The sequence below is a fragment of the Paenibacillus sp. FSL M7-1046 genome (genome assembly GCF_038007405.1).
GTDB lineage: Bacteria > Bacillota > Bacilli > Paenibacillales > Paenibacillaceae > Paenibacillus_AQ.
The window spans coordinates 6,721,586-6,743,070 of the sequence record NZ_JBBOXB010000001.1; the positions used below are offsets into that span (position 1 = coordinate 6,721,586).

Genomic DNA, 21,485 nt, shown 5'->3' on the forward strand with positions numbered 1-21,485 from the left:
AGCATATAAATTCTATATTTAAAAAAAGCCGTTCCCGCATCAGGTGCGAAAACGGCCAATATGATGTTATTCAGCTCACAGCGAACCGGCGGTTACAGACTCGCGTACGGCGGCTGGAAGGAAATGATTGGGTGCCCCCAGGCTATAGATATGCAGCAAATGCATCGCCCGGGTACAAGCAGTATAAAACAGCTTACGCTCGCTCTCTCTGCCATACCTCTCCGCTGAGCCGTCATAAATAATGACTGCATCAAATTCCACGCCCTTGGCTAAGTATGCGGGCAGCACCAGAGTCCCTTTTTGAAAATTAGGCGTCTCCTTTGTCACGAGTCTTACCGGCAGCCTGTTTTGCAGCCCGGCATGTACACGTGCGCTCTCCTCCGCCGTTTTGCAGATGACTGCCACATAGTGATAGCCCTCCGCATGGAGATTAAGAATATCCTGCTCGACCGAGGCAAGCAGCTGCGGCTCACTTTCGACAACGGTAAGCTGTGGCGTTTCCCCGCTGCGGTTGAAAGGAACGATCCGCTCTCCCCCTGGAATCATCGCCCGTGTGAACTCAACAATTTCATAAGTCGAACGATAGCTGCGGGTTAGAGAAATCACCTCGGTATTCTCCTCGCCGTAAATACTCACCAGTCCTGCCAGGTCGCCAAGCACCTCGCCCTGGGCATAAATCGCCTGATTCAGGTCCCCAAGCACCGTCATCTTGGCCCGCGGAAACAGGCGGCGCATAAATTCCAGCTGGAACGGAGAATAGTCCTGCACTTCATCCACAATGACATGACGAATTAGCGTATTGGTCCGGAAGCCCTGGCTCAGCTCCTTTAAATATAGAAACGGCGTTGCGTCCTCATATGCCAGCTCGTTGGCCCCTATAGATTGCAGCGTTTGTCTGCAAATCTCATCCCAAACCTCCGGCAAAGTATTGCTGTTGTTGAGGGTTTCCATTAGCTCCCGGTCAGTAAACAACCGGCTGTACAGCCCTTTAACATCGACAAACCGCCCCCGTTTGGTCCATCCGCGCAGCGGCTTCAGCCGCTGGCTGACGATATACCGGGCGAGCAGGCTTTTTTCAGTATCGAAATCATCAAAGCTCTCGTTATGGCCGCCACCCTTGCGCCGCATCATCTGGTAAGCACGTTGATATTCACTGGAATCCAGCAGCTCAATCTGGTCTTCGACCCATTGGGCACTCCGCTCCTCCATGCTGAACGCAGCAATCTTCTTGAGCAGCCAGCCTGTCATCAGATCAATCCGGTTCGCCAGCTTGATATTGGAATCGTAGCTGTAGAACTGCTGCTCCATCTCATCTTTTCCAACGATCGCCCTGCCCTGGAACATCAACGGCTTGAATTGCATGCTTTCATGCTCCAGCAGATTCACATAACGGCGGATGGCATCCAGAAAAGCCACTGATGATTTATACCCGATCCCTTCTCTGCGCACTGAGGCTTCCGGTCCGTCAGGTGTATTCAGCAAACTTTCCGTCTGGCTGAAGACATCCTCCAGTTGAAATTCGTGGCCCAGCCGGTGCTCCAGATACATCTGGAACGTTGTCTGCTGCATATTCTCTTCACCAAGCTCCGGAAGAACCGTGGAGACATAACTGTTGAACAGCGGATTTGGTGAGAACAGCAGCATTTGATCGGCTTGCAGCACCTCACGGTATTTATAGAGCAGATAGGCGACCCGCTGCAGGGCTGCTGAGGTTTTACCGCTTCCGGCAGCACCCTGGACAACCAGCATCCGGCTTTTATCGTTGCGGATTACCGCATTCTGTTCCTTCTGAATCGTCGCTACAATGCTCTTCATCCGGTCGTCCGCGCTGTGGCTTAGCACCTGTTGAAGCAATTCATCCCCGATGGTTACTCCGGTATCAAACATCACTTCGATGACCCCGTCATCAATTACGAACTGCCGTTTCAGTTCCATCGTACCGCTCACGAGTCCTCCAGGTGTATCATAGGCCGCCGGACCTGGCGCTCCGTCATAATACAGACTTGAGATTGGGGCCCGCCAATCATAAATCAGGAAGCTGCCGTTATCCTCCATCAGGGAACCAATTCCGAGATAGATCTTCTCTACCTCTCCATCCGGAGTCTCAGAGAAATCAATTCGTCCAAAATAGGGAGACACCACAAGCTTTTTATATTTTTTGAGCGCTTTGCTTGACTGCAGATGATGGCGCTCGCGTTCATTTAATATTTGCGCCTGCTGCCGCAGACTGGTTGAAGTCTCGCCCAGATCATCCGGGCTGCTGAAGTTAACCGTGACCTCTTCCCAGAAATCTTTGCGCATATCCACAACATCGCTGCGGTGCAGACCCAGCTCTTCAGACAACTGCCGGATATGGCTCTTAAGCAGCTTCGTTATACCCGTTACCCGCTCCTGCTCCTCTTTCCACTCACTATCATGTTTCTCCACTGCATTTCATCCCCTTTGGAAGGTTGACATTTATTTTTACCCATGGTATAATTATTTTGAATAATTATGCATTTTTTACAATATTCATTCAATATCCTATTATTTTAGCAATTCCACCCGACTTTATCAAGTCTTTGAGTCCATTATTATAATACTTTATGATGTCATAGCCTATTATGTATATGATCCGGTCCTTTGGGACCGGATTTTTTGTTTATATAGAGTAAGTATATCAGGTAGAAGCCTGCTATTCTTTTTCATCGGCAGATGCACGGTTGATCTGATCCGCCACTTTATCGAGGCGCTCCAGTTGGTACCCGTAATCATAGATAGCTGCTGCAACAACAGATAACCGCAACTGCCCTGATTTCTCAGCGTCATAGCCCTCAATTGCCTGCTGCAGAAATCTGTCATTGTCCTCTCCAAGCGGCTCCGAGTCACTTGAACCCGGCTTCAGCTTGTCCTCGAATTTGAGCAGAATGTACTCATGGTATTTAATCAGCTGCTCCAGATGCCTGTCGAACAGCTCATCGGTCCGCTCCGTCCGTTCTGCCTGGAAATAGTGCCGGTCTACAGCCTCCAGCACCTCATACCCCTTCTGCAGGGAGGATAACAGATTTTTGTACATCACCATTTGCCGGGTTTGGCTATATTTGGCTCTTCGCAGCTGCTTCTGCTCTTCTTCAAACAGTCCATACTTATCTGCCAGCGCTTTAATCGAGCCCTCCAGCGCATGTTTCTCGTCGCGGAAGACACTCTCTTTCATCTCATGCGATACTGCAGTCCGCAGCAGCAGCGACAGGCTGGTGAACACGCTCTCGATCTGCTGGATGTACTGCTTACGCGGCTTTGGCGGAAAGACCGTAATATTGATTAAAAATGCCGATATAATTCCTGTGAGCGTAAGCAGAAAGCGGGTCAATGCAAATTCCCACTGCCCCGAAGCTTCCATTACGGAAATTACTGTAACGAGTGTCAGTCCGATCGTATCGGCACGGTTCATTTTCATGCTGATCATAATTACGAGGATACATACCAGCCCAACCGCGATGGGCTCATTGGACAACACCATTCCCCCCAGCAGCGCGATAACTGCCCCCATTGTGCTGGTCTGTATCTGGTCCAGGAAGTAGCGCCATGAACGGTAGATGGAGGGCTGCATGGCAAAGATTGCTGCAATCGCCGCACCTACTGGAGAAGTAAATTGCAACAGTGCAGATAGATAAAGTGCGAGTGTGACAGCCATTCCTGTCTTGAGTATGCGGGCGCCGAAGGCCAAAATCATCCCTCCTTACTATTTTATTAACATCTTTTATGTATATCCTGCAGAACTTCAGTCAATTTCTAATAGGGTACAACCACTATTACCCATGGAGAAGGCCGGCGAATTTTTAGTATGGCTTAAGCTGGCTTTCAGAATTCTTTCAGCTTCCAGGGAATACTGTGTACTGCAGTACCCATAACGATCACAAGAGGTGAATCATGAGCAACAACATTAAAAGAATAACAGCCTTTGCTGCAGCCGTGATGCTCAGTCTGGCTCCAGCCGCTGCATTTGCAGACAACGCTGCCGGAAGCACACCTTCACCTGCACCAGACAGCATCCATGCGGGAAAAGAACATTCCTCCCATCCACATCATGTGCGGGGCTTTAAAGCCGGAGGTTACTTTATTCTGAATGAATCGGCCAAGCTGCTTGAGATCGACCGTACAGAATTGATCCGCAGTTTGAAAAGCGGTAAAACCCTCTACACACTGGCTAAGGAAAAAAAGGGCTGGACCGAGGAGCAATATATTCAAAAACTGAGCGAGGCCGCCAGCTTGAAGCTGGATGAGTCCATCAAAGACGGGCAGTTGACATCCGACGAAGTCCAGAAGCTAAAAGCCGGACTGCCTGCTTTGCTGAAGCTGAGCATTGCCAATGCGTCGAGTGCACATCAAGCCAAACCCTAATCGTTCAAGAAAAGAAAACCACCAAACATCAAGCGGATACAACGCAGGTCTACCTGCGGGTATCCGCTTGATTAATTGTTCCGGCAGATTTGCGCTTTCGTGAATTCCGGTAGGCTTCAAATAATGCGATAGACAGCATCAGCCACGCACCGCTTGCAGTATACCCTCCGATCACATCACTCGGATAATGCACACCCAGATAAATCCGGCTCCACCCGATGCCGCCTGTCATCAGAACCGTAAAACAAATCAGTAAAAACCGTTCACGGTGCCGCCGCAAATGCCGCCAGAGCAAATAGGCGATTACACCATACAAGGAAAAGGCGGCCATGGAGTGACCGCTGGGAAAACTGTATCCCGCCTGCTCAATCAACCGGTGAATATTGGGGCGTTCCCGGTGAAACCACAGTTTCATCATTGTATTCAGCAGCTGCGAACCTAATGCAACCCATAGGAACAAAATCAGCTCCAACCGGTGCTTCAGCAGAAAGAATAGCAACGCCATCGTCAACAGCGAGATGCCGATCGCCAGACTGGAGGAACCCACCAGTGACAATCCTTTAGCCAGCGAAGTAAGTGCAGGAGATTCTGCAGATTGGACAATATGAATAATATAGGTATCAAAGGAAGCCGTCTTGTTCAGGAATACAAGTGTCGCAATCACACTGAATCCTAACAAAAACCATAAAAACCGGCGAAAACCTCTGGACCAGTACTGATAATAAAGCATAACTACCTCCTTGTCTAATTCCGCGCCGTCCACCACATTTCCAGGAAGAGTCTTTCCCGTGTTATAATTGGCCTGGAAGTCAATTCATAAAAAAGATGGAGTGCTGCCAAAGTGGAAAGTCTAAAATTACAGGAACGTTTGTTGAACCAATGTATTTCAACAAAGGTGCCCGTGACGATTTTTACAACCAACGGAGTTAAAATGCAGGGAATTGTGACCTCATACGACGCTTACACGATCACCTTGCACGGACAGGGTGACGGCAGGCAAAATGTGCTCTTTAAATCGGCAGTTTCCACGGTTGTGCCGCTTAAGCCCGTCTCACTTAAATAACAAGCCATTTTACATCACCACTAACCACCATAACGTTACAGCCTTAATTCAAAAGGAACACCGGAGCAATTCCCCGGTGTTCCTTTTGTCGGATTTAACCCGAATGAAGTCCACTTAACCGCTCTGTCTTGTGATAACTTACGAGATGAAGAATACAGCAGGCTTAACACATACCGGCTTTGACACCTCTGCTGTATTCCCTGTGAAGCTAAGGCGCCCGCTGGCAGGATCGAGGGAAAATACCACCAGATTGTTCCCGTCACGATTGGCAACAATCAGAAATGCTCCGTCAGGGGTCACTGTAAAGTGGCGCGGATGGCCGCCGCGTGTAGACACATGCTCTACCCAAGTAAGCGCAGCCGATTCGGCATCCACAGCATAGACCACAATACTGTCATGCCCGCGGTTGGAGCCGTAAAGGTAACGGCCGTCCGGTGACAAAGATATTTCAGCGCAAGTGTTCTCCCCCTCATAATCCGCTGGCAGAGTCGGCACAGTTACAGCCGTATGCAAGGTTCCGGCACTGCTGTCATATGTAAACGAAGTAATCGTGGAATCCACTTCATTAATAACATAAGCAGATTTGCCGTCCGGATGGAAGGTAAAATGCCTTGGACCTGCTCCATTGTGCAGCGGGGTTTCGTCATGAACCTCGAGCGTCTGCCGCTCCCGGTTGATCCGGTAGGAACGAATCAGATCGAGCCCCAGATCCGACACAAACAGGAAACGCCCGTCAGGACTGAATACGGACGAATGCGGATGCGGCCGGTCCTGGCGTTCCGGATGCGTTCCATGTCCAGTATGCTGAGCAGTATCCGTAAGTGCCAGCGGCAGCCCTTGCTTATCGAGCGCCACAAGACCGATACTTCCACCATGGTAACTGCATACAACGATATATTCGTTCTCCAGATCTCTGGAGATATGACAGGTTGTGGTTTGGGTTTTGCCTGCAGCAGGCATCGTTGGAATCCGCTTCCGTTCGGTCAGCTTGCCTGTCTGTGAATCAATGGCGAAGGAGACAACCTCGCCTTCCTTGCCGCCTTCACGATTCCCCTGTTCACCAATGGCATATAGCCGTTGTCCCGAAGCATCAACATTAACAAAGGTGGGATTCGTGATACCTTGCACCGTATCCAGCAGTTCCAGTGTGCCCCCTGCCTCCCCGTTGAACTCAAACACCTGAACTCCGCTCTCTTCCGCACTTGCGTAGGAGCCAGTAAACAATAACAGTTTAGTATTCTCATTCATCTCGGTATTCCTCCTCCATGGTTTCATAACTATAGTATCATCCAAACCGCCCGCAGTTTTAACGGCAGTCATCTTTATAATTTACAATTTTTCAGCGTCTATGACAAATGCAACGTAAAAAATGACAAAAAACATTTCAAAAATAAGCCTTCTCAAATCAGATTGGATATGATATAATGAAAGCGCTAACATCAATGTAAATTTTTATAAAGGGGGAACACGAATGAGCAGCCTGCTGGAAGCCAGAAACGTATATGAGGACTTCGAGGTGGAGACGGACATTCTGTTCTTTAAAGTCGGAGATCACGACTTGGTCATTTTTCACGGCAGAAACTACAACATTAAAAAGAGAATGACTGCCGAGCAATTGAATCGTTTATTATCCAATGCCAGCTATTATCATGTGTACGGAGGCTGCTACGTTAATCTGAACAAGATCAGCGCGATTGAGGACGACTGTATCTACTTCGGTGAAATGGGCCTGTACGCCAAAAATGTCCGTGTTCCCAGACGGAAACAGGAAAGTATTCGCCATCTGCTCAGAGGCCTCAGCTCCTAAGCGGATGTACTCAGAGATATACGAATACATTCTTATATCTTCTACATAAACCGGAAGCGCGTGGTGCAACCATGCAACTCCGGTTTTTCCTTTAAAATATAAGAATTTATATGCTTCACGCTATAAATTATCCTTTTATTTCTCGCTGAAACGGATACCGTCCTTTTGAGGACGGCGAAGCCGTTTCCGCTTGTCTTAATGGAATCTTAAAAAGTAAATAGACTTTTTTATACTTTCTTAAGGTTTGGAATCCTGATTTCTGGTAAAGTTGTAGAAAGACAGGCAACACCTATATTGAAGGGAGTCATTAATTATAATGGACAAAAGAGATTTGGGCGAAAACGAACACCAGAACAACAATGGAACACCGGAGGAAAGCAACACTTCCGTAAACAACAATGAAGGGTTAGTCCAAGAAGCAGCATCTACTCCAGCAACCGGTGATGTCAACGATTCCGAAACACCAGTGTTTAAAACTGCCGAATCCGTTGAGACACCTGCTGTTAGAGAAGCTGAAAGAAATGTTCCAGTAATGAACAAAGTGGGCGCTGGAGCTCCTCCACCGTCATCTTCCCCTAAGGCTGGAAAAGGCTGGATGATCGCTTCTATTGTACTCGCAGCTGCGCTTATCATTGTACTAATTAAACCGCCTTTCCAAAAAGACGACAGCAAGACGGCTGTTGCAACCGTTAATGGAACCGACATTACGAAAGCACAGCTTTACGATAAACTCATTGAAGCCGGCGGTGAAGCTACACTGAAGAACCTGATCACAACTACCCTTGTGGATCAGGAAGCAAAGAATGCCAACGTCACCGTTACCGATGAGGACCTCAATGCGGAGATTGAAGATCTTAAGACTCAGCTCGGCGGTGAAGAGGCCCTGACCGCTGCATTGTCACAAAGTAATATGACCCTTGATGATCTGAAGAAGCAAATGCCGATGCAAGTGAAAATCCGCAAGCTGATTGAACCGAAAGTAACCGTTACGGAAAAAGATATTTCCGCTTATTATGATGAGAACAAAGCTTCCTTTAACCAGGAAGAAGAAGTCCGGGCTTCCCATATTCTTGTAGCCACCCAAGCGGAAGCTGACTCCATCGTCAAGCAGCTTAAAGAAGGAGCGGATTTTGCCAAGCTGGCTAAAGAGAAGTCTACGGATACTGCTTCTAAAGAGAACGGCGGCGATCTTAACTTCTTCAAACGCGGTGATATGGTTGCTGAATTCTCCGATGCAGCCTTTAAGCTTAAAGTCGGTGAAACCAGCGGTGCAGTAAAGAGTGATTTCGGCTACCACATTATCAAGGTAACCGACCGCAAGGAAGCAAAAGAGTATACGCTGGAAGAAAAGAAAGCAGAAATCGAAAAGACCCTTAAAGCACAAAAGGTATCCGAAATGTCAAACACTTGGCTTTCGGAGCTGAATAGCAAAGCAAAAATCACCAACACGCTCACTGATGCCAAAGAATCTGCACCTCCAGAAACGAGCGCAGAACCTTCAGCAACTGAAGCACCCCCTGCCAAATAAGGCAGTTCGCAATATTTAACAGGACAAGCTTTCCCACAGAAGAGGACCAGGCGGTTAACCGCCTGGTCCTCTTCTTGTCTAATGATTTTTCTTACGGATCTGCTTATCGTGATTTTCGCCCCACTCTTTAGCTTGTGCTGTCGCAATCGAGATGGCTCGCCCTTCCTCATAACCTTCCTCCAGCAGGGCATTGGCTATCTCAATCGCCTTGTTACGTACAGGCGCCATAAAATTCTTAAGTGAATCCGGGTAATCATCCTTGTTCCACGGCATAATGAAAACCTCCTTGATTAGGCTATAGTACTTATTAGCCCGGTCAAGGAGGTTCTAAACAGCTCTATAGGATGCTTATTTAAGCACTTTTACACGGTCTTCAATCGGTTGGAATTCTTTCTCGCCCGGAGCGGTAGCAATTTTACCGAACGGCATTTGGGCGATCAGCTTCCATTCTGCAGGAATGTCAAAGCTTGTTTTCACTTCATCGTCAATTAGCGGATTGTAGTGCTGCAGTGACGCACCTAGGCCTGCTTCTGCAAATGCTGTCCATACTACAAACTGCAGAATCCCGGAAGACTGGTTGGACCAAACCGGGAAATTATCGGCGTACAGGGCAAAATTCTCCTGCAGGCTCTTCACCACTGTCTGATCTTCGAAGAACAATACGGAACCATAACCTGCTTTGAAGGAAGCCAGTTTTTGAGCAGTGCCTTCAAACTGTTCTGTTGGAACAATCTTGCGCAGGGTTTCAGCAGTGATATCCCATAGTTTATCATGCTTGTCGCCCAGAAGAACAACGGCTCTGGAGCTTTGGGAATTAAATGAAGTTGGGCTATGTAATACCGCAGCTTCAACAATCTCTTTGATTTGAGCATCGGAAATCGGAGTTTCTTTGCTGAGTGCATATATGGAACGTCTTTCTTTTACTGCTTCCAGAAAATTTTTAGACATAAAATAACTACCTCCATTTATTTAGTAACTAACTTTTCTAAATCTTAACACTTTTATTCCGGGAACACAATACTTTTTCACAACTATTTCCTGCTTCCTCTCTTTTCACCAACACTTATTGTCGCAGGAATCCCTATATTTATACCCTCTCCACTATTTTTCTATAATCACCTATGCAGGTTTCGAAACATCGCCTTACTTTCCGATATACAATTCCGCTAGAAATAAGCTACAATAATTCAGCAAAAGTGCAGAAGGAAGGTTTCAACCATGAAATTATTGTCTCTGAAGTACCCCTTTCACCTAAAAAACACTACAACTTGGGCCTTATCTATATTGCTGGCAGCGTCTTTAGGCCTCAGCGGATGTGAAGACACAAAATTGCCACCATCTTCAACAGCGGCCCCGTCTTCTTCGGAACAAAATACCGAACCGGTATCCTTTTGGGTAGCAACCGATACCCACTACCTTGATAAAGCGCTAGAAGATGGCGGAACTGCTTTCCAGTCCTATGTCAGCGGCGGAGACGGCAAAATGCTGCCTTACAGCGATGAGCTTGCGGAAGCTCTGATCTATGATGTGCAGCAGAAGAAACCGAAATTTCTTGTTCTCAGCGGCGATCTGACCAATAATGGCGAAGCAAGCAGCCATAAGGAGCTTGCAGAGAAGCTGAAACGTATTGAGAATTCGGGTACCTCTGTGTATGTCATTCCCGGCAATCATGATCTGTTCAATCCTTGGGCGAGATCTTTTGAAGGGGACAAGCAGCTTGTTGCAGAGCATATCACTGATAAAGACTTTACTGGAATGTACGGGGACTTCGGCTATAATGAAGCCGTATCCCGGGACAAGAACAGTCTGAGTTACCTCGTAAAGGCAGCGCCTGGACTATATCTGCTGATGATTGACAGCAGCCAATACAACAACAACGAGAAATACGGCTTTCCGCAAACCGACGGGCGTATTCTTCCAGGTACGTTCTCCTGGATGGATGAATGTGTAAAGGTGGCGGCCGAGCAGCATGCTTCGATCATTACGGTGATGCACCACAACCTGTTGAGCCATACCTCGATGTCCGTTTCCGGGTTCAAGCTGAACAACGGCCAGGAAGCATTGAAGATGCTGCGCCGGAGCGGACTGAATCTGGTACTGTCCGGGCATATTCATATGCAGGATATCCGCCGTGATCCACCTGTCAGTGAAGAGAATAAGGCAGCTTCTCAAGCATTGCCGGTATATGATATCGCTACAAGTGCTATGGCTGTGAATCCCCATCAATATGGAGCTATGACCTTTGATCCAAGCTCCCGTGCTGTAACCTATCTTACGTCTGCTGTTGATGTGGAGGGCTGGGCCGCAGCATCTGGAATTAACGATCCCCATCTGCTTAACTTTAAGACATATGCAGAAGAAACTTTTGCCGGATCATCCTACAACAAGGCGATGAATAAACTCAAAGAAACAACCTTTACCGAAGCAGATAAGCAGTCGATGGCTGAGGTAATGGCCAAATTAAATGTGAAATACTTTGCAGGAACTGCAGCCAGTTCGATTGATGAGATTAAAGCCATGCCGGGCTACAAACTGTGGGAAGGCATGGAAGGCGGCTTCATGTCCGGCTATATCCGCAGCATGGCCGAGAATCAGGAACAGAGCCTTACATCACTTAAGATTGTCCTCACCAAACAATAGGAACCTTGTGCAAAGAGAGGAGCACTTCCAGTGGCTGATTTCAATGAATCCAAGCTAGACAGCGATCTCCCCGCCAAATTGTCCAAGCCGGCACAGCGTGCTCTTACCGCTGCCGGATACAGCCGCCTGGAGCAGTTCACTACACTCCGCGAAGCTGAGGTGCTAAAGCTGCATGGCATGGGACCCAAAGCGATGGATCAAATCCGTCAAGCACTTGCGGCCAAAGGCCTCGCGTTTGCCGAAGGATAATTTATTGCGTGAAGCATATAAATTCTTATATTCGCAAAAAGGCCGGAACTCCTATGTACAGGAGTTCCGGCCTTCTCTTCTATTGCTTCACAATTGCTTAAGGACGGTGGATATCAATATAACCGTACTCATCTACTTTAACGGTCGCATGCAAAGCTTCTGCCAACAGACGGAGTGGCACATAGGCATCACCGTACTCGTCAACGAATACTGGTTCTGAAATCTTCACTGCCTTACCGTTGATCAAGACCTGTGCAGAGCCTACCTTGAACACGACAACGTCGCCATACACATCATCGGTAACATTAATCGCCTTGTTCACAGGATCCCATTTCACCACTGCATCCAGATCCTCTGCCAGGTAGCGCAGCGGAACATACGTTGTACCGTTTTCTACAATCGGATAATAATAATCATCATCCGGGGCAATCACAATATCTTTGGCTGTAATGCCAAAATCATCCTTCAACAGTTTGTATACTGCAGAATTCTGATCAAAGCTTCTCAGCGTCTGACCCGGTGTAAGCTGGGTTTCGGAGAGGTCCAATGCTCCCTCTTTGCTGATGGCATCGGCTGTCACAGCTCCATTTACATTCCAGGTCTGGGTTTCTGCTTTAACCGAAATGCTCTGAAGGGGCAGGTCTTCACTAGCTGGAAGTGCTACCTTCAGATCTAGGTTTTGCTTGCGGATATGGAATCCGCTGTCCACTAACAGATCCACTTGCAGTTTTGTATCCTTGCCGAGAATGGTGTTCAGCTCAGGAGTTGACTTATACAGGTTCTTCACCTGATTGTCGTACACCAGGAGAAGGGCATCCACCGCCAGCTTGGCGGCATCATGTGCGACTGTTACAACACCCTCTTTGTCATCCAGCGGGAGATCTCCCAGTCCGAGATCGCTCAAGCTTTCGTCCATTCCGGATGCCTTAAGAATCGGATACAGATAATCATAGAGGCCGCTAATCAGTGCAGTAAATCCTTCAGTATCTTTGGAAACGGATTTCAGGAAGCTTTTCACTAATGCGGGCAGCTCGTCACCTGTAATTTCCGTATGTAGCTTCGTAAGGTTCAATTGCTGACCATATACGGCTTCGTTTACGGAGGATACGTTAATTGCACCAGGGTTCGGAAGATTCTTCACCACAAACGTCGTAAGGAGCTTGGAAATCTCCTGTGCTTTTGTCGGATCAAATCCTTCAACACCAAATTCTTCTTCATAACTTTCAAGCGGGAAGTAGAACGGCTGCTTTGCCCCTTCCGCTGTAAACACTATGGCTTCTTTATCCATAAACAGTGTAAATGGCACTGTCAATTTCTTATAGCCAACTGATCCGGCAGCAGATACATTGCCGTTGTCCTGCAGTTTTACATGAGCAATATTAACGGAAAAAGAATTGATAAGATCTACCATCTCCTGATCCTCGGCGCTGATTCCAGCGGCAGGTACAGCATTCAAGGAAAAGGTTGTGCTGGATTCAGAAGACTTAACATCCAGATCCCCTAGTAACGCCTTATTGACGTCGAGTCCGCCGACCGTCTGACAGCCCGCTAGAATCAGCAGCAGTGCGAGAATCGGGAGTAACCACTTGGTTCTTGCTTTCATTTTCTTCATAGCATGTCTCCTCTTACGTTTATTTTTGTGATCTATCCATCAACTCAAAATGAGGAAGGATTTGCATAGGATACGCCATCATTTGGTAACCAGCTATAAAGTTAACAAACTCCGCCATTCTATAGTTACCCAATTCTGGAAAATCAGAATCTTCACCAAGGCGAGCACCGCTAAATGTGCCGGATAAAAGGACCACCATACCCAGCGCGGAAGGCGTTTTTTCTCCAGAAACCCCCATACTCCCGGGGTCAGAGCAATGAACAGCGTAGGCACAATGCTGACCATCTGGACCAGCCAGCCGCTGTAGAACAGGTAAAACCCGTTCAAAACAAAATGTGCCAGAACTAGCCAATAGGAACGCGCATAGCGGAAAATCAGCACCAGCAACAGACCGTAGGCATTATAATCGAGCGGAAGAACATCCATTAGAAAAACCGCTGCAATTACCACAGGAATGCCAAACCAAAGGCTAGGCAACTTATCCAGGATTACAAGCACAAGAGCAGACAGAAGCAGAGTAAATACGACATTCCAGCCCCCGGGATCCAGCGCCAGATTATATGGCACCTGTGCAATCAACGCAATCCAGAGAAGCCGCCGCAGGTATCTGGCCCTTGATGATGTATGTATATGCCCCTGCACCAGTCCGTAGCAGTAAATAGGAAAAGCAATTCTCCCTACATACCGCCAGGCAAGCTCTCCCGGAAAAAAAATATAGCCGATATGGTCGATCAGCATAGTCAGCATCGCGATGATTTGCATGTCAATCCTCCTGGTTCATAATCTACATTATATATAGCTATTCATCAAGAAGTCTTTTCTATTGTAAGGTACGGATTCAGATATGAACAGCCTCTTCTTTCCAACTATGCCAAAAAGAGCCCTCCCCGCATTTATTGCGGGAACGGCTCTCTGACAGGCACATCCTTAATTACGCCGTCTTCGACTTGTTGTAAATATCGAACCCTACGGCCAGAAGAAGTACAAGCCCTTTAATACCCTGCTGCCAATCGACGCCCAGGCCAACCAGGGACATACCATTGTTCATGACGCCCATTACCAGCCCCCCGATGATCGCTCCCACCACTGTGCCGATTCCGCCGGAAGCAGAAGCTCCCCCAATGAAGCAAGCCGCGATGGCATCCAGCTCGAAGTTGGTTCCGGCTTTTGGAGTGGCGGAGTTCAGGCGGGCGGCAAATACCAGACCGGATAAGGCTGCGAGTACGCCCATATTGACAAACACCCAGAAGGTAACGCGTTTGGTTTTGACACCGGAGAGACTGGCTGCTTTTTCGTTACCGCCCAGCGCATAAATATGCCGGCCCATCGTCATATGATTCATCACGAAGGAGTAGATCGCAATTAGCACAAGCAGGATGACGAGGATATTCGGAATCCCGTTGTATTGAGCAATCACGAAGGTAAAGAGGTTGATTACAACCACCAATGCTCCGGCTTTGGCGATGGACAACCAGACCACCGACTGCTCAAAACCGTATTTCACAGAGATTTTGCGGGTTCTGAATTCCTGGTACACCACCAGAACGGAAAGAATGATGCCCACAATAAGGGTCAGCACATTCAGCGAACCGCCGCTCACGATATCGGGGACGAACCCGGAACTGATTTTTTGGAATGTCTTGGGGAACGGGGCAATGGACTGCCCATTCAGTACGATCATCGTCAAGCCGCGAAACAATAACATTCCTGCCAGGGTGACTATAAATGCGGGGATTTTGATATAGGCAACCCAGAAGCCCTGCCAGGCACCAACCAGCGCCCCCATCAGCAGTGAAAGAATGACAGCAAGTACCGGATTCAACTGCATGTCGACCATCATAATCGCCGAAAGCGCCCCGATAAATGCTGCCACCGATCCGACGGACAGGTCGATATGTCCCGTAATGATGACAAGCACCATCCCGATGGCCAGAACCAGGATATAGCTGTTTTGCAGAATCAGATTCGTAACGTTCAGCGGCTTGAGCAAAATGCCATCGGTGAGGATTTGAAAGAAAATTGAAATAAAGATCAGTGCAATGATCATGCCGTATTGGCGGATATTCTTTTTGAAAATCCCACTAATGACTGCCATGCGGTGTTGCCCCCTTGCTTCGTGTCATGTACTTCATTAACAGCTCCTGCGACGCATCCTGCCGCTCCACTTCGCCGCTGATCCGGCCTTCGCACATTGTATAAATCCTGTCGCACATGCCGATAATTTCCGGGAGTTCGGAAGAAATAACCAGCACTCCCTTACCCTCCGCAGCAAGTCCGTTGATGATCGAGTAAATCTCATATTTCGCACCTACGTCAATGCCTCGTGTAGGTTCATCCAGGATAAGGATATCCGGCTGCGCGTAGATCCATTTGCTGAGCACCACTTTTTGCTGATTGCCGCCGCTGAGGTTGACCGTTTTTTGCAAAATGCTTGGCGTCTTGATGTTCAGCTTCCTGCGGTATTCCTCTGCAACCAGCACTTCCTCATTCTCATTAATAACCCCCCGGCGGGAAAGCTTCCGCAAATTGCTGAGCGAGATGTTGCGCTTGATATCGTCGATTAGAATAAGCCCGTACTGCTTGCGGTCTTCGGTTACATAAGCCAGTCCGCTTTCTATCGCTTTATTGATGTCGTTCAAATGCACTTCCTGTCCATGCATGTAGATCTGGCCGCTGATCTTTTTGCCATAGGACTTTCCGAAGACACTCATTGCCAGCTCCGTACGCCCGGCTCCCATAAGTCCGGCAATACCGACAACTTCCCCGCGGCGGATATGAAGATTGATCCCATGGAGCATTTTGCGGTCAGCCTGTGTAGGGTGATACGCTTCCCAGTTACGGATCTCAAAGATCGTTTCGCCCAAATCCGGTGTCCGCTCGGGATAGCGGTTCGTTAGATCGCGTCCGACCATGCCTTTGATAATGACATCCTCGGTCACTCCATCCAACTTCATATCCAGTGTCCGGATCGTTTGGCCGTCCCGCAAAATCGTTACAGAATCCGCTACCTTCTCGATTTCGTTCAACTTGTGTGAGATGATAATCGAGGAAATCCCCCGTTTTTTCAGTTCCAGGATCAAGTTGAGCAGGTTCTCGCTATCATCCTCATTCAGTGCCGCCGTCGGCTCATCAAGAATGAGCAGCTTCACCTCCTTGGAGAGCGCTTTCGCGATCTCCACGAGCTGCTGCTTGCCGACACCTATCGTTGATACTCCGGTAAACGGTGATTCTTTTAAGCCGACAGTCTCCAACAGTTCTTGGGTCTTTACCGTCGTTTCGTTCCAGTTGATCACCCCATGCTTTGCCTGTTCATTGCCGAGGAAGATATTTTCCGAAATAGACAAGTACGGAATCAACGCCAGCTCTTGATGAATAATGACTATACCCAGATTTTCACTGTCTTTGATATCCTTGAACCGGCAGACTTGGCCTTCGAATAAAATATCCCCTTCATATGTCCCATGCGGATAGACACCGCTCAGCACTTTCATCAGCGTTGATTTCCCGGCTCCATTTTCCCCGCAAAGCGCATGAATCTCGCCCGCCTTGACCTGCAGATTCACATTCGAGAGCGCTTTGACGCCGGGGAACGTCTTCGTAATGCTGTTCATCTCCAAGATATAGTCACTCATTGCTTTTCACCCAGCTTTCAATTGTCACTGTTGCAGCCGATTATTTTCCCAGCTCTTCTTTGGTATAATAACCGCCATCCACCAGCACTTTATCCACATTGCCAGCATCCACAGAGACTGGCTCCAACAGGTAGGAAGGGACGATTTTTACGCCATTGTCATAGGTAGTCGTGTCATTAACCTCTGCCTCTGTGCCTTTAAGTACGCTTTCCGTCATATCTACCGCTTTTTTGGCCAGCTCACGGGTATCTTTAAATACGGTCTGGGTCTGCTCTCCGGCTAAAATCGACTTCACGGAGGCCAGCTCGGCATCCTGACCGGTGACAACCGGAAGCTTCTTGTCCCCTGAGCCATACCCCACACCTTTTAGGGAAGACAAAATTCCAATGCTGATGCCATCATATGGGGACAGAACGGCATCAAGATTCTCGCTCGCATAATTGGCGCTGAGCAGATTATCCATCCGCGCTTGAGCGGCAGCACCGTCCCAGCGTAAGGTAGCGACCTGATCCATCGTAGTCTGTTTGCTGCGGACCACCAGCTTGCCGGAGTCGATGTAAGGCTTCAGAATGGACATCGCACCATCAAAAAAGAAATAGGCATTGTTGTCATCCGGTGAACCGCCGAACAATTCAATGTTGAACGGCCCTTTGCCGTCCTTCAGGCCAAGCTTTTCTTCGATATAGGAGCCTTGCAGCACACCGACCTTGAAGTTGTCGAAGGTGGCATAATAATCAACATATTCACTTTTTTTGATCAGGCGGTCGTAGGCGATCACTTTAACGTCTGCGTCATGTGCTTTCTGCAGTACATCAGTCAGGGCCTCACCGTCAATAGAAGCGATGACAATCGCCTTTACACCTTTGGTGATCATATTCTCGATCTGCGACACCTGGTTCTCCACGACATCCTCGGCGTATTGAAGATCCGTGCCGTATCCCAGCTTCTCGAACTCCTTCACCATGTTGTTGCCGTCATTCACCCAACGCTCTGACGACTTCGTCGGCATAGCAATTCCTACCTTGCCTTTGGAATCATCCGTGCTGCCGCCTGCATTTTTTGCGTTGCCGCAAGCGGACAAGATCAATACAACTACCAGTGTCAACATGATCAATGAGTATTTTTTCATTGCTGTATTCCCCCCTGGACTATTCTGTTGCCTTCGCGGGCGTTTCCCGTTTGACAAGTCGAGTATAACAAGGGGGATACGGCCCCGTATTTACACTCAAACTACTGTTTTTATAAAATCAAAACCTTTTTTGTCAGCGTTTACATATAAACAAAAAAACCACATGAGGCCGGAGCCTGCATGTGGTTCATTAAACCTGAAGTATACGTCTGTTCAGTGCCGGTCATGCTCAGGAAAGAAGCGTCTTGCTGAGTAACTATTGAATGCAAGAACCACCGGATACTCTAACTTGCTGCTCCCTGCCACTTACGCGTCGTCACGGCCCGCTTCTCCGGGAAGTACGCCCTTACGAAACTGCAGGGGGGACACTCCTGTCTGCTTTTTGAACGAGGTGCTGAAATAATGCTGGGTCTCGTATCCTGAACGCTCTGCTACCTCATGGATGCTCATTTCCGTGGAATGCAGCAGCTGTGCCGCTTTGCGCACTCGAATCTGTGTCAGATACGTTCCAAAGGATTCGCCGAGCTCCTGCTTGAACAGGCGGCTGAGATAGACCGGAGAGGCTTGAAGAGAGCCCGCCATCGCCTCCAGAGTCAAGCCGTATTCACTGTAATGCTCAAGGATATATTGCTTGGCCCGGCGAACCAGCGGCGATAAAGGCTGCTCCTTGGCAAGCTCCGCTCTGCATTTACGGTATGAGGAGGCCAGCTCCTCAATCTCTCCTTCAACGGGCTGAATTCCCACTTCGACGGCGATTTTGAGATGACAACGCACGGCAGCTTCGACTCCGGCCATTATACGCTCTCCCGCTTCATGCCAGAGAAGAATTACGATTAGTCCTGCCGCATCGCGAAAAATAACTTTCGGGTACGTCTCCAGCAGTTCGGCGGCAATATTCTCGATGGCGAAAAGAAACAGCTGGCGTTCCTTCTCCCCCATTCCCGAGGGGTGGGCTTCCCATCTCCAGCGGATGATGCCGATCAGTTCAGGACGCTCCAGCGGCAACTGCAGAAAATGCAGCTGCTCAAGGATTTCTTCCCGGGTCAGATTTCCGTCCAGCCATTCCTGGCAGAAGCGTTCACGCAGCAATGGAAAGTTTTTGCTAATCTGTTTGGAGGCCTGCTGCAAATGCTGGTTCCGCTCTCTCACCGCATTCAGTTCATCCCGGACACCCCGCAGCACCTGCATCAGCTGCTTTGGTTCGGCAGGCTTGAGAATATAATCATTCACCTGCACCCTTATCGACTCCTGGGCAAAGACAAACTCGTCATGTCCGGTAATCACGATGATTTTGCAGCCGGGGAGCTGCTCCCTCAGCTGCTTCATCAGCTCAATCCCATGCATAATCGGCATATTCAAATCAACGAGTGCGATATGGACGGTATGGTGAAGCGCTAGCTCAAGCGCCTCCTCACCGTCCTCCGCCTCCGCAACTACCTGCAGGCCAAGCCCTTCCCAGTCCACACATTGCTTAATTCCCTCACGAATGATAGCTTCATCATCAGCAATCATGACCTTCCAGTATTCCATATGCGCTTGCTCCCTCCATTCCATAATCAATCGCGGGGATACACTTCACGAACGACAGGATGCCGGATCGTTGCAGCGGTCCCCTCACCTTGTCTGCTGTCGATGCGGAGTCCGTATGGCTGCCCGTAGGTCAGCCTAATTCGTGCCTGGACATTGAGAATGCCATAGCCGCTCCCTGTGCTGCCGGGAAGCGGCTGTTCCGCTTCCGCCGCGTCACTGCTGCTCCCGACGGCCTCAAGCCGTTGGTTCAGGATGGAGAGCTGTGCTTCCGGAATGCCTGCTCCGTCATCTGTAACTGTCAAGTACAAATCCCCCTCACGTTCTACCACCGAAATGGTGAGTTGACCCGGACCGCGCCGCTCCTTGATTCCGTGATAAATCGCGTTCTCAACCATCGGCTGAAGCAGCAGCTTAAGCACATAGAGCTCCCGGAGCCGCGGCTCCACCTCAATGCTATACGTCAGCTTGCTGCTGTAGCGGACCTGCTGGATCTTCAGATAACTGATGATATGCTCCAGCTCATCGGAGAGCGGGACAATGTCGCTGCCTTTGCTGAGTCCCAGGCGGAACAGCTTGGATAAAGACTGGACCACCTCGGCGATATCCTCCGCCCCCTTGCTGCGGGCCATCCAGTGGATCGTATCCAGCGTATTATATAAAAAATGCGGTTTGATATGCGCCTGCAGACTGCGCAGCTCCGCCTCCCGCTTCTGCCGGGCCTGCAGCTCCGTCAAGGAGAGCAGCCTGCTGATTTGGGCCAGCATGCTGTTGAAGCTGCGGCCAAGCAGCCCGATTTCATCCGAGCGGTTGCCCCAGTAGCGGATCGTCAAATCGCCGGATTGCGCCTTGCTCATGAAGGAAGCGAGCTGGCCGATCGGGCGGGAAATCGAATACGCCAGATAAAAGGATGCCGTCATCCCCAGCATACAGACCACAAACACAAATGTTACGACATTAAACGTAATCTCCCGCACGCCATAAGCCGATTCCTCCATTGGAAAGACGCCCATCGTCGTCCAGCCTGTAAAGGCCGAGGTCCTGTAAATCAACTGCAAATGGCGGCCGTCGACAGTCTGCGAGGTGATGCCGGAGGTTTCACTGAACAGGCCAGCCGGAATCTTTTGCATAAAAGGATGCTGCGGAGCATAGATCATTTCCCCGCTGTCATCCACTACCGTCAAATAACCGGTTTTGCCCAGCGTCACATCACGTGCCGTCTCGGCGATGACCCGCAGCTTCAAATCGACCAGAACCACGCCCTGCACCACCTGCGTCTCCGGATCGACAATGGCTCTGACGGCGGATACCACTTCGCTTTCTTTATAATCAACATGGGACATGACTGCGCGCCCATAAGGATGTCCGACAATTTTGAATATCCCTTTATTATCAACAGCCTCCTTGTACCATGCTTCATTAGTCATACGGGTTTCGGGGCGGGCATACATTTCATTACTGATGAAATCGCCTTCACGGTTGACCAGCATAATTCCGGCAATTTCAGAGCTGAGCGTAGTAAAGCCCTGCAGAAACTTGCGGATATTGTACTCTGCCGATTCTCCGCTTGCGCCTGCTTCCTTCAACTGCGTTTCGTCCTTCTCGGTGCCATCCAGAAAAGCCTGCACCCCCGGATCAAAAGAAATCAGGTAGGTAATCTTCTGCAAATTCTCCACATCATTTTCCAGCGCCGTATTGACCTTACCGATCAGCTGCATCGTATTCTCGTTGCTCTGCTCTTCGATAATCCGGTCCACCGTCCAGCCAATCAGCAATCCAAGCCCGATCGAAGGCAAAATGCTGATCAACAAAAAATGGATGATCAGCTTATACCGGATCGGCAGATTGTTAAACTTCAGCTTCTCCATCGTCAAGCCGCTCTTCCGCATAAGACAATCCCCCCTGCATCAGCCTGCTT

At 49.0% G+C, this 21,485-nt stretch carries 19 protein-coding genes; 6 read left to right on the forward strand and 13 right to left on the reverse strand.

All coding sequences use genetic code 11. The annotated features are described in order from the left end of the window. Positions 1 to 75: 75 nt before the first annotated feature. Both helD and NYE29_RS30085 read right to left on the reverse strand, forming a co-directional pair. Complete coding sequence (helD, locus tag NYE29_RS30080) at positions 76 to 2,427, reverse strand: RNA polymerase recycling motor HelD (RefSeq protein WP_340898761.1); 2,352 nt, start codon at positions 2,425 to 2,427, stop codon at positions 76 to 78. A 247-nt stretch (positions 2,428 to 2,674) separates the two neighbouring features. After that, entirely contained in the window at positions 2,675 to 3,706 is a 1,032-nt protein-coding gene (locus NYE29_RS30085) for an FUSC family protein (RefSeq protein WP_340898762.1), read from the reverse strand. A 203-nt stretch (positions 3,707 to 3,909) separates the two neighbouring features. On the opposite strand from NYE29_RS30085, the gene NYE29_RS30090 reads away from it, so the two are divergent. Continuing rightward, on the forward strand, positions 3,910 to 4,380 hold the full coding sequence (locus NYE29_RS30090; RefSeq protein ID WP_076111336.1) for a hypothetical protein: 471 nt from the start codon (positions 3,910 to 3,912) through the stop codon (positions 4,378 to 4,380). A gap of 49 nt (positions 4,381 to 4,429) precedes the next feature. Here the strand turns inward: NYE29_RS30090 and NYE29_RS30095 are convergent, their stop codons facing one another. Beyond that, a complete protein-coding gene (locus NYE29_RS30095) occupies positions 4,430 to 5,110 on the reverse strand; it encodes a phosphatase PAP2 family protein (protein WP_340898763.1) in 681 nt (226 codons plus the stop codon). Positions 5,111 to 5,221: 111 nt separating this feature from the next. On the opposite strand from NYE29_RS30095, the gene hfq reads away from it, so the two are divergent. Then, the gene (gene hfq, locus NYE29_RS30100) at positions 5,222 to 5,443 is read left to right on the forward strand and encodes an RNA chaperone Hfq (RefSeq protein WP_038590687.1); all 222 of its coding nucleotides are present in this window, start codon (positions 5,222 to 5,224) and stop codon (positions 5,441 to 5,443) included. Positions 5,444 to 5,581: 138 nt separating this feature from the next. Here hfq and NYE29_RS30105 read toward each other — a convergent pair whose 3' ends face one another. Further along, positions 5,582 to 6,691, reverse strand: a complete 1,110-nt coding sequence (locus tag NYE29_RS30105; protein ID WP_340898764.1) for a lactonase family protein — start codon at positions 6,689 to 6,691, stop codon at positions 5,582 to 5,584. Between the two features lie 223 nt (positions 6,692 to 6,914). Between NYE29_RS30105 and NYE29_RS30110 the strand changes: the two genes are divergently transcribed. Together NYE29_RS30110 and NYE29_RS30115 are read left to right on the forward strand one after the other, a co-directional pair. Next, positions 6,915 to 7,250 carry a hypothetical protein gene (locus NYE29_RS30110; RefSeq protein ID WP_038590681.1) on the forward strand — a complete coding sequence of 112 codons (336 nt, stop codon included), beginning with the start codon at positions 6,915 to 6,917 and terminating at the stop codon, positions 7,248 to 7,250. Positions 7,251 to 7,566: 316 nt separating this feature from the next. After that, a complete protein-coding gene (locus tag NYE29_RS30115; protein ID WP_076111333.1) occupies positions 7,567 to 8,778 on the forward strand; it encodes a peptidylprolyl isomerase in 1,212 nt (403 codons plus the stop codon). Between the two features lie 78 nt (positions 8,779 to 8,856). Here NYE29_RS30115 and NYE29_RS30120 read toward each other — a convergent pair whose 3' ends face one another. Both NYE29_RS30120 and NYE29_RS30125 read right to left on the reverse strand, forming a co-directional pair. Then, positions 8,857 to 9,051, reverse strand: a complete 195-nt coding sequence (locus tag NYE29_RS30120; RefSeq protein WP_038590676.1) for a hypothetical protein — start codon at positions 9,049 to 9,051, stop codon at positions 8,857 to 8,859. A 75-nt stretch (positions 9,052 to 9,126) separates the two neighbouring features. After that, the gene (locus tag NYE29_RS30125) at positions 9,127 to 9,726 is read right to left on the reverse strand and encodes a nitroreductase family protein (RefSeq protein WP_076111332.1); all 600 of its coding nucleotides are present in this window, start codon (positions 9,724 to 9,726) and stop codon (positions 9,127 to 9,129) included. 381 nt (positions 9,727 to 10,107) lie between these two features. Between NYE29_RS30125 and NYE29_RS30130 the strand changes: the two genes are divergently transcribed. Then, on the forward strand, positions 10,108 to 11,418 hold the full coding sequence (locus NYE29_RS30130; protein WP_179091768.1) for a metallophosphoesterase: 1,311 nt from the start codon (positions 10,108 to 10,110) through the stop codon (positions 11,416 to 11,418). 30 nt (positions 11,419 to 11,448) lie between these two features. Further along, complete coding sequence (locus NYE29_RS30135; RefSeq protein ID WP_076111330.1) at positions 11,449 to 11,667, forward strand: DNA-binding protein; 219 nt, start codon at positions 11,449 to 11,451, stop codon at positions 11,665 to 11,667. A 97-nt stretch (positions 11,668 to 11,764) separates the two neighbouring features. Here NYE29_RS30135 and NYE29_RS30140 read toward each other — a convergent pair whose 3' ends face one another. From NYE29_RS30140 to NYE29_RS30170, 7 genes are all read right to left on the reverse strand, one after another. Beyond that, positions 11,765 to 13,279, reverse strand: coding sequence for a copper amine oxidase N-terminal domain-containing protein (locus NYE29_RS30140; protein WP_083675693.1), 1,515 nt, complete (start codon positions 13,277 to 13,279; stop codon positions 11,765 to 11,767). Between the two features lie 93 nt (positions 13,280 to 13,372). Further along, positions 13,373 to 14,041, reverse strand: coding sequence for a TraX family protein (locus tag NYE29_RS30145; protein WP_340898772.1), 669 nt, complete (start codon positions 14,039 to 14,041; stop codon positions 13,373 to 13,375). A 169-nt stretch (positions 14,042 to 14,210) separates the two neighbouring features. Then, positions 14,211 to 15,374: a multiple monosaccharide ABC transporter permease gene (mmsB, locus tag NYE29_RS30150; RefSeq protein WP_076111328.1), complete on the reverse strand. Its 1,164-nt coding sequence runs from the start codon at positions 15,372 to 15,374 to the stop codon at positions 14,211 to 14,213. Further along, positions 15,361 to 16,911, reverse strand: a complete 1,551-nt coding sequence (gene mmsA / locus NYE29_RS30155; RefSeq protein ID WP_076111327.1) for a multiple monosaccharide ABC transporter ATP-binding protein — start codon at positions 16,909 to 16,911, stop codon at positions 15,361 to 15,363. Before mmsA ends, mmsB begins: the two co-directional genes overlap by 14 nt. A gap of 40 nt (positions 16,912 to 16,951) precedes the next feature. Next, positions 16,952 to 18,040 carry a multiple monosaccharide ABC transporter substrate-binding protein gene (gene chvE, locus NYE29_RS30160; protein WP_076111326.1) on the reverse strand — a complete coding sequence of 363 codons (1,089 nt, stop codon included), beginning with the start codon at positions 18,038 to 18,040 and terminating at the stop codon, positions 16,952 to 16,954. 306 nt (positions 18,041 to 18,346) lie between these two features. Then, positions 18,347 to 19,570 (reverse strand): response regulator, encoded by a 1,224-nt coding sequence (locus NYE29_RS30165; protein ID WP_076111325.1) that lies wholly within the window; start codon positions 19,568 to 19,570, stop codon positions 18,347 to 18,349. 26 nt (positions 19,571 to 19,596) lie between these two features. Further along, positions 19,597 to 21,456, reverse strand: a complete 1,860-nt coding sequence (locus tag NYE29_RS30170; RefSeq protein WP_340898776.1) for a cache domain-containing sensor histidine kinase — start codon at positions 21,454 to 21,456, stop codon at positions 19,597 to 19,599. Positions 21,457 to 21,485: the final 29 nt, after the last annotated feature.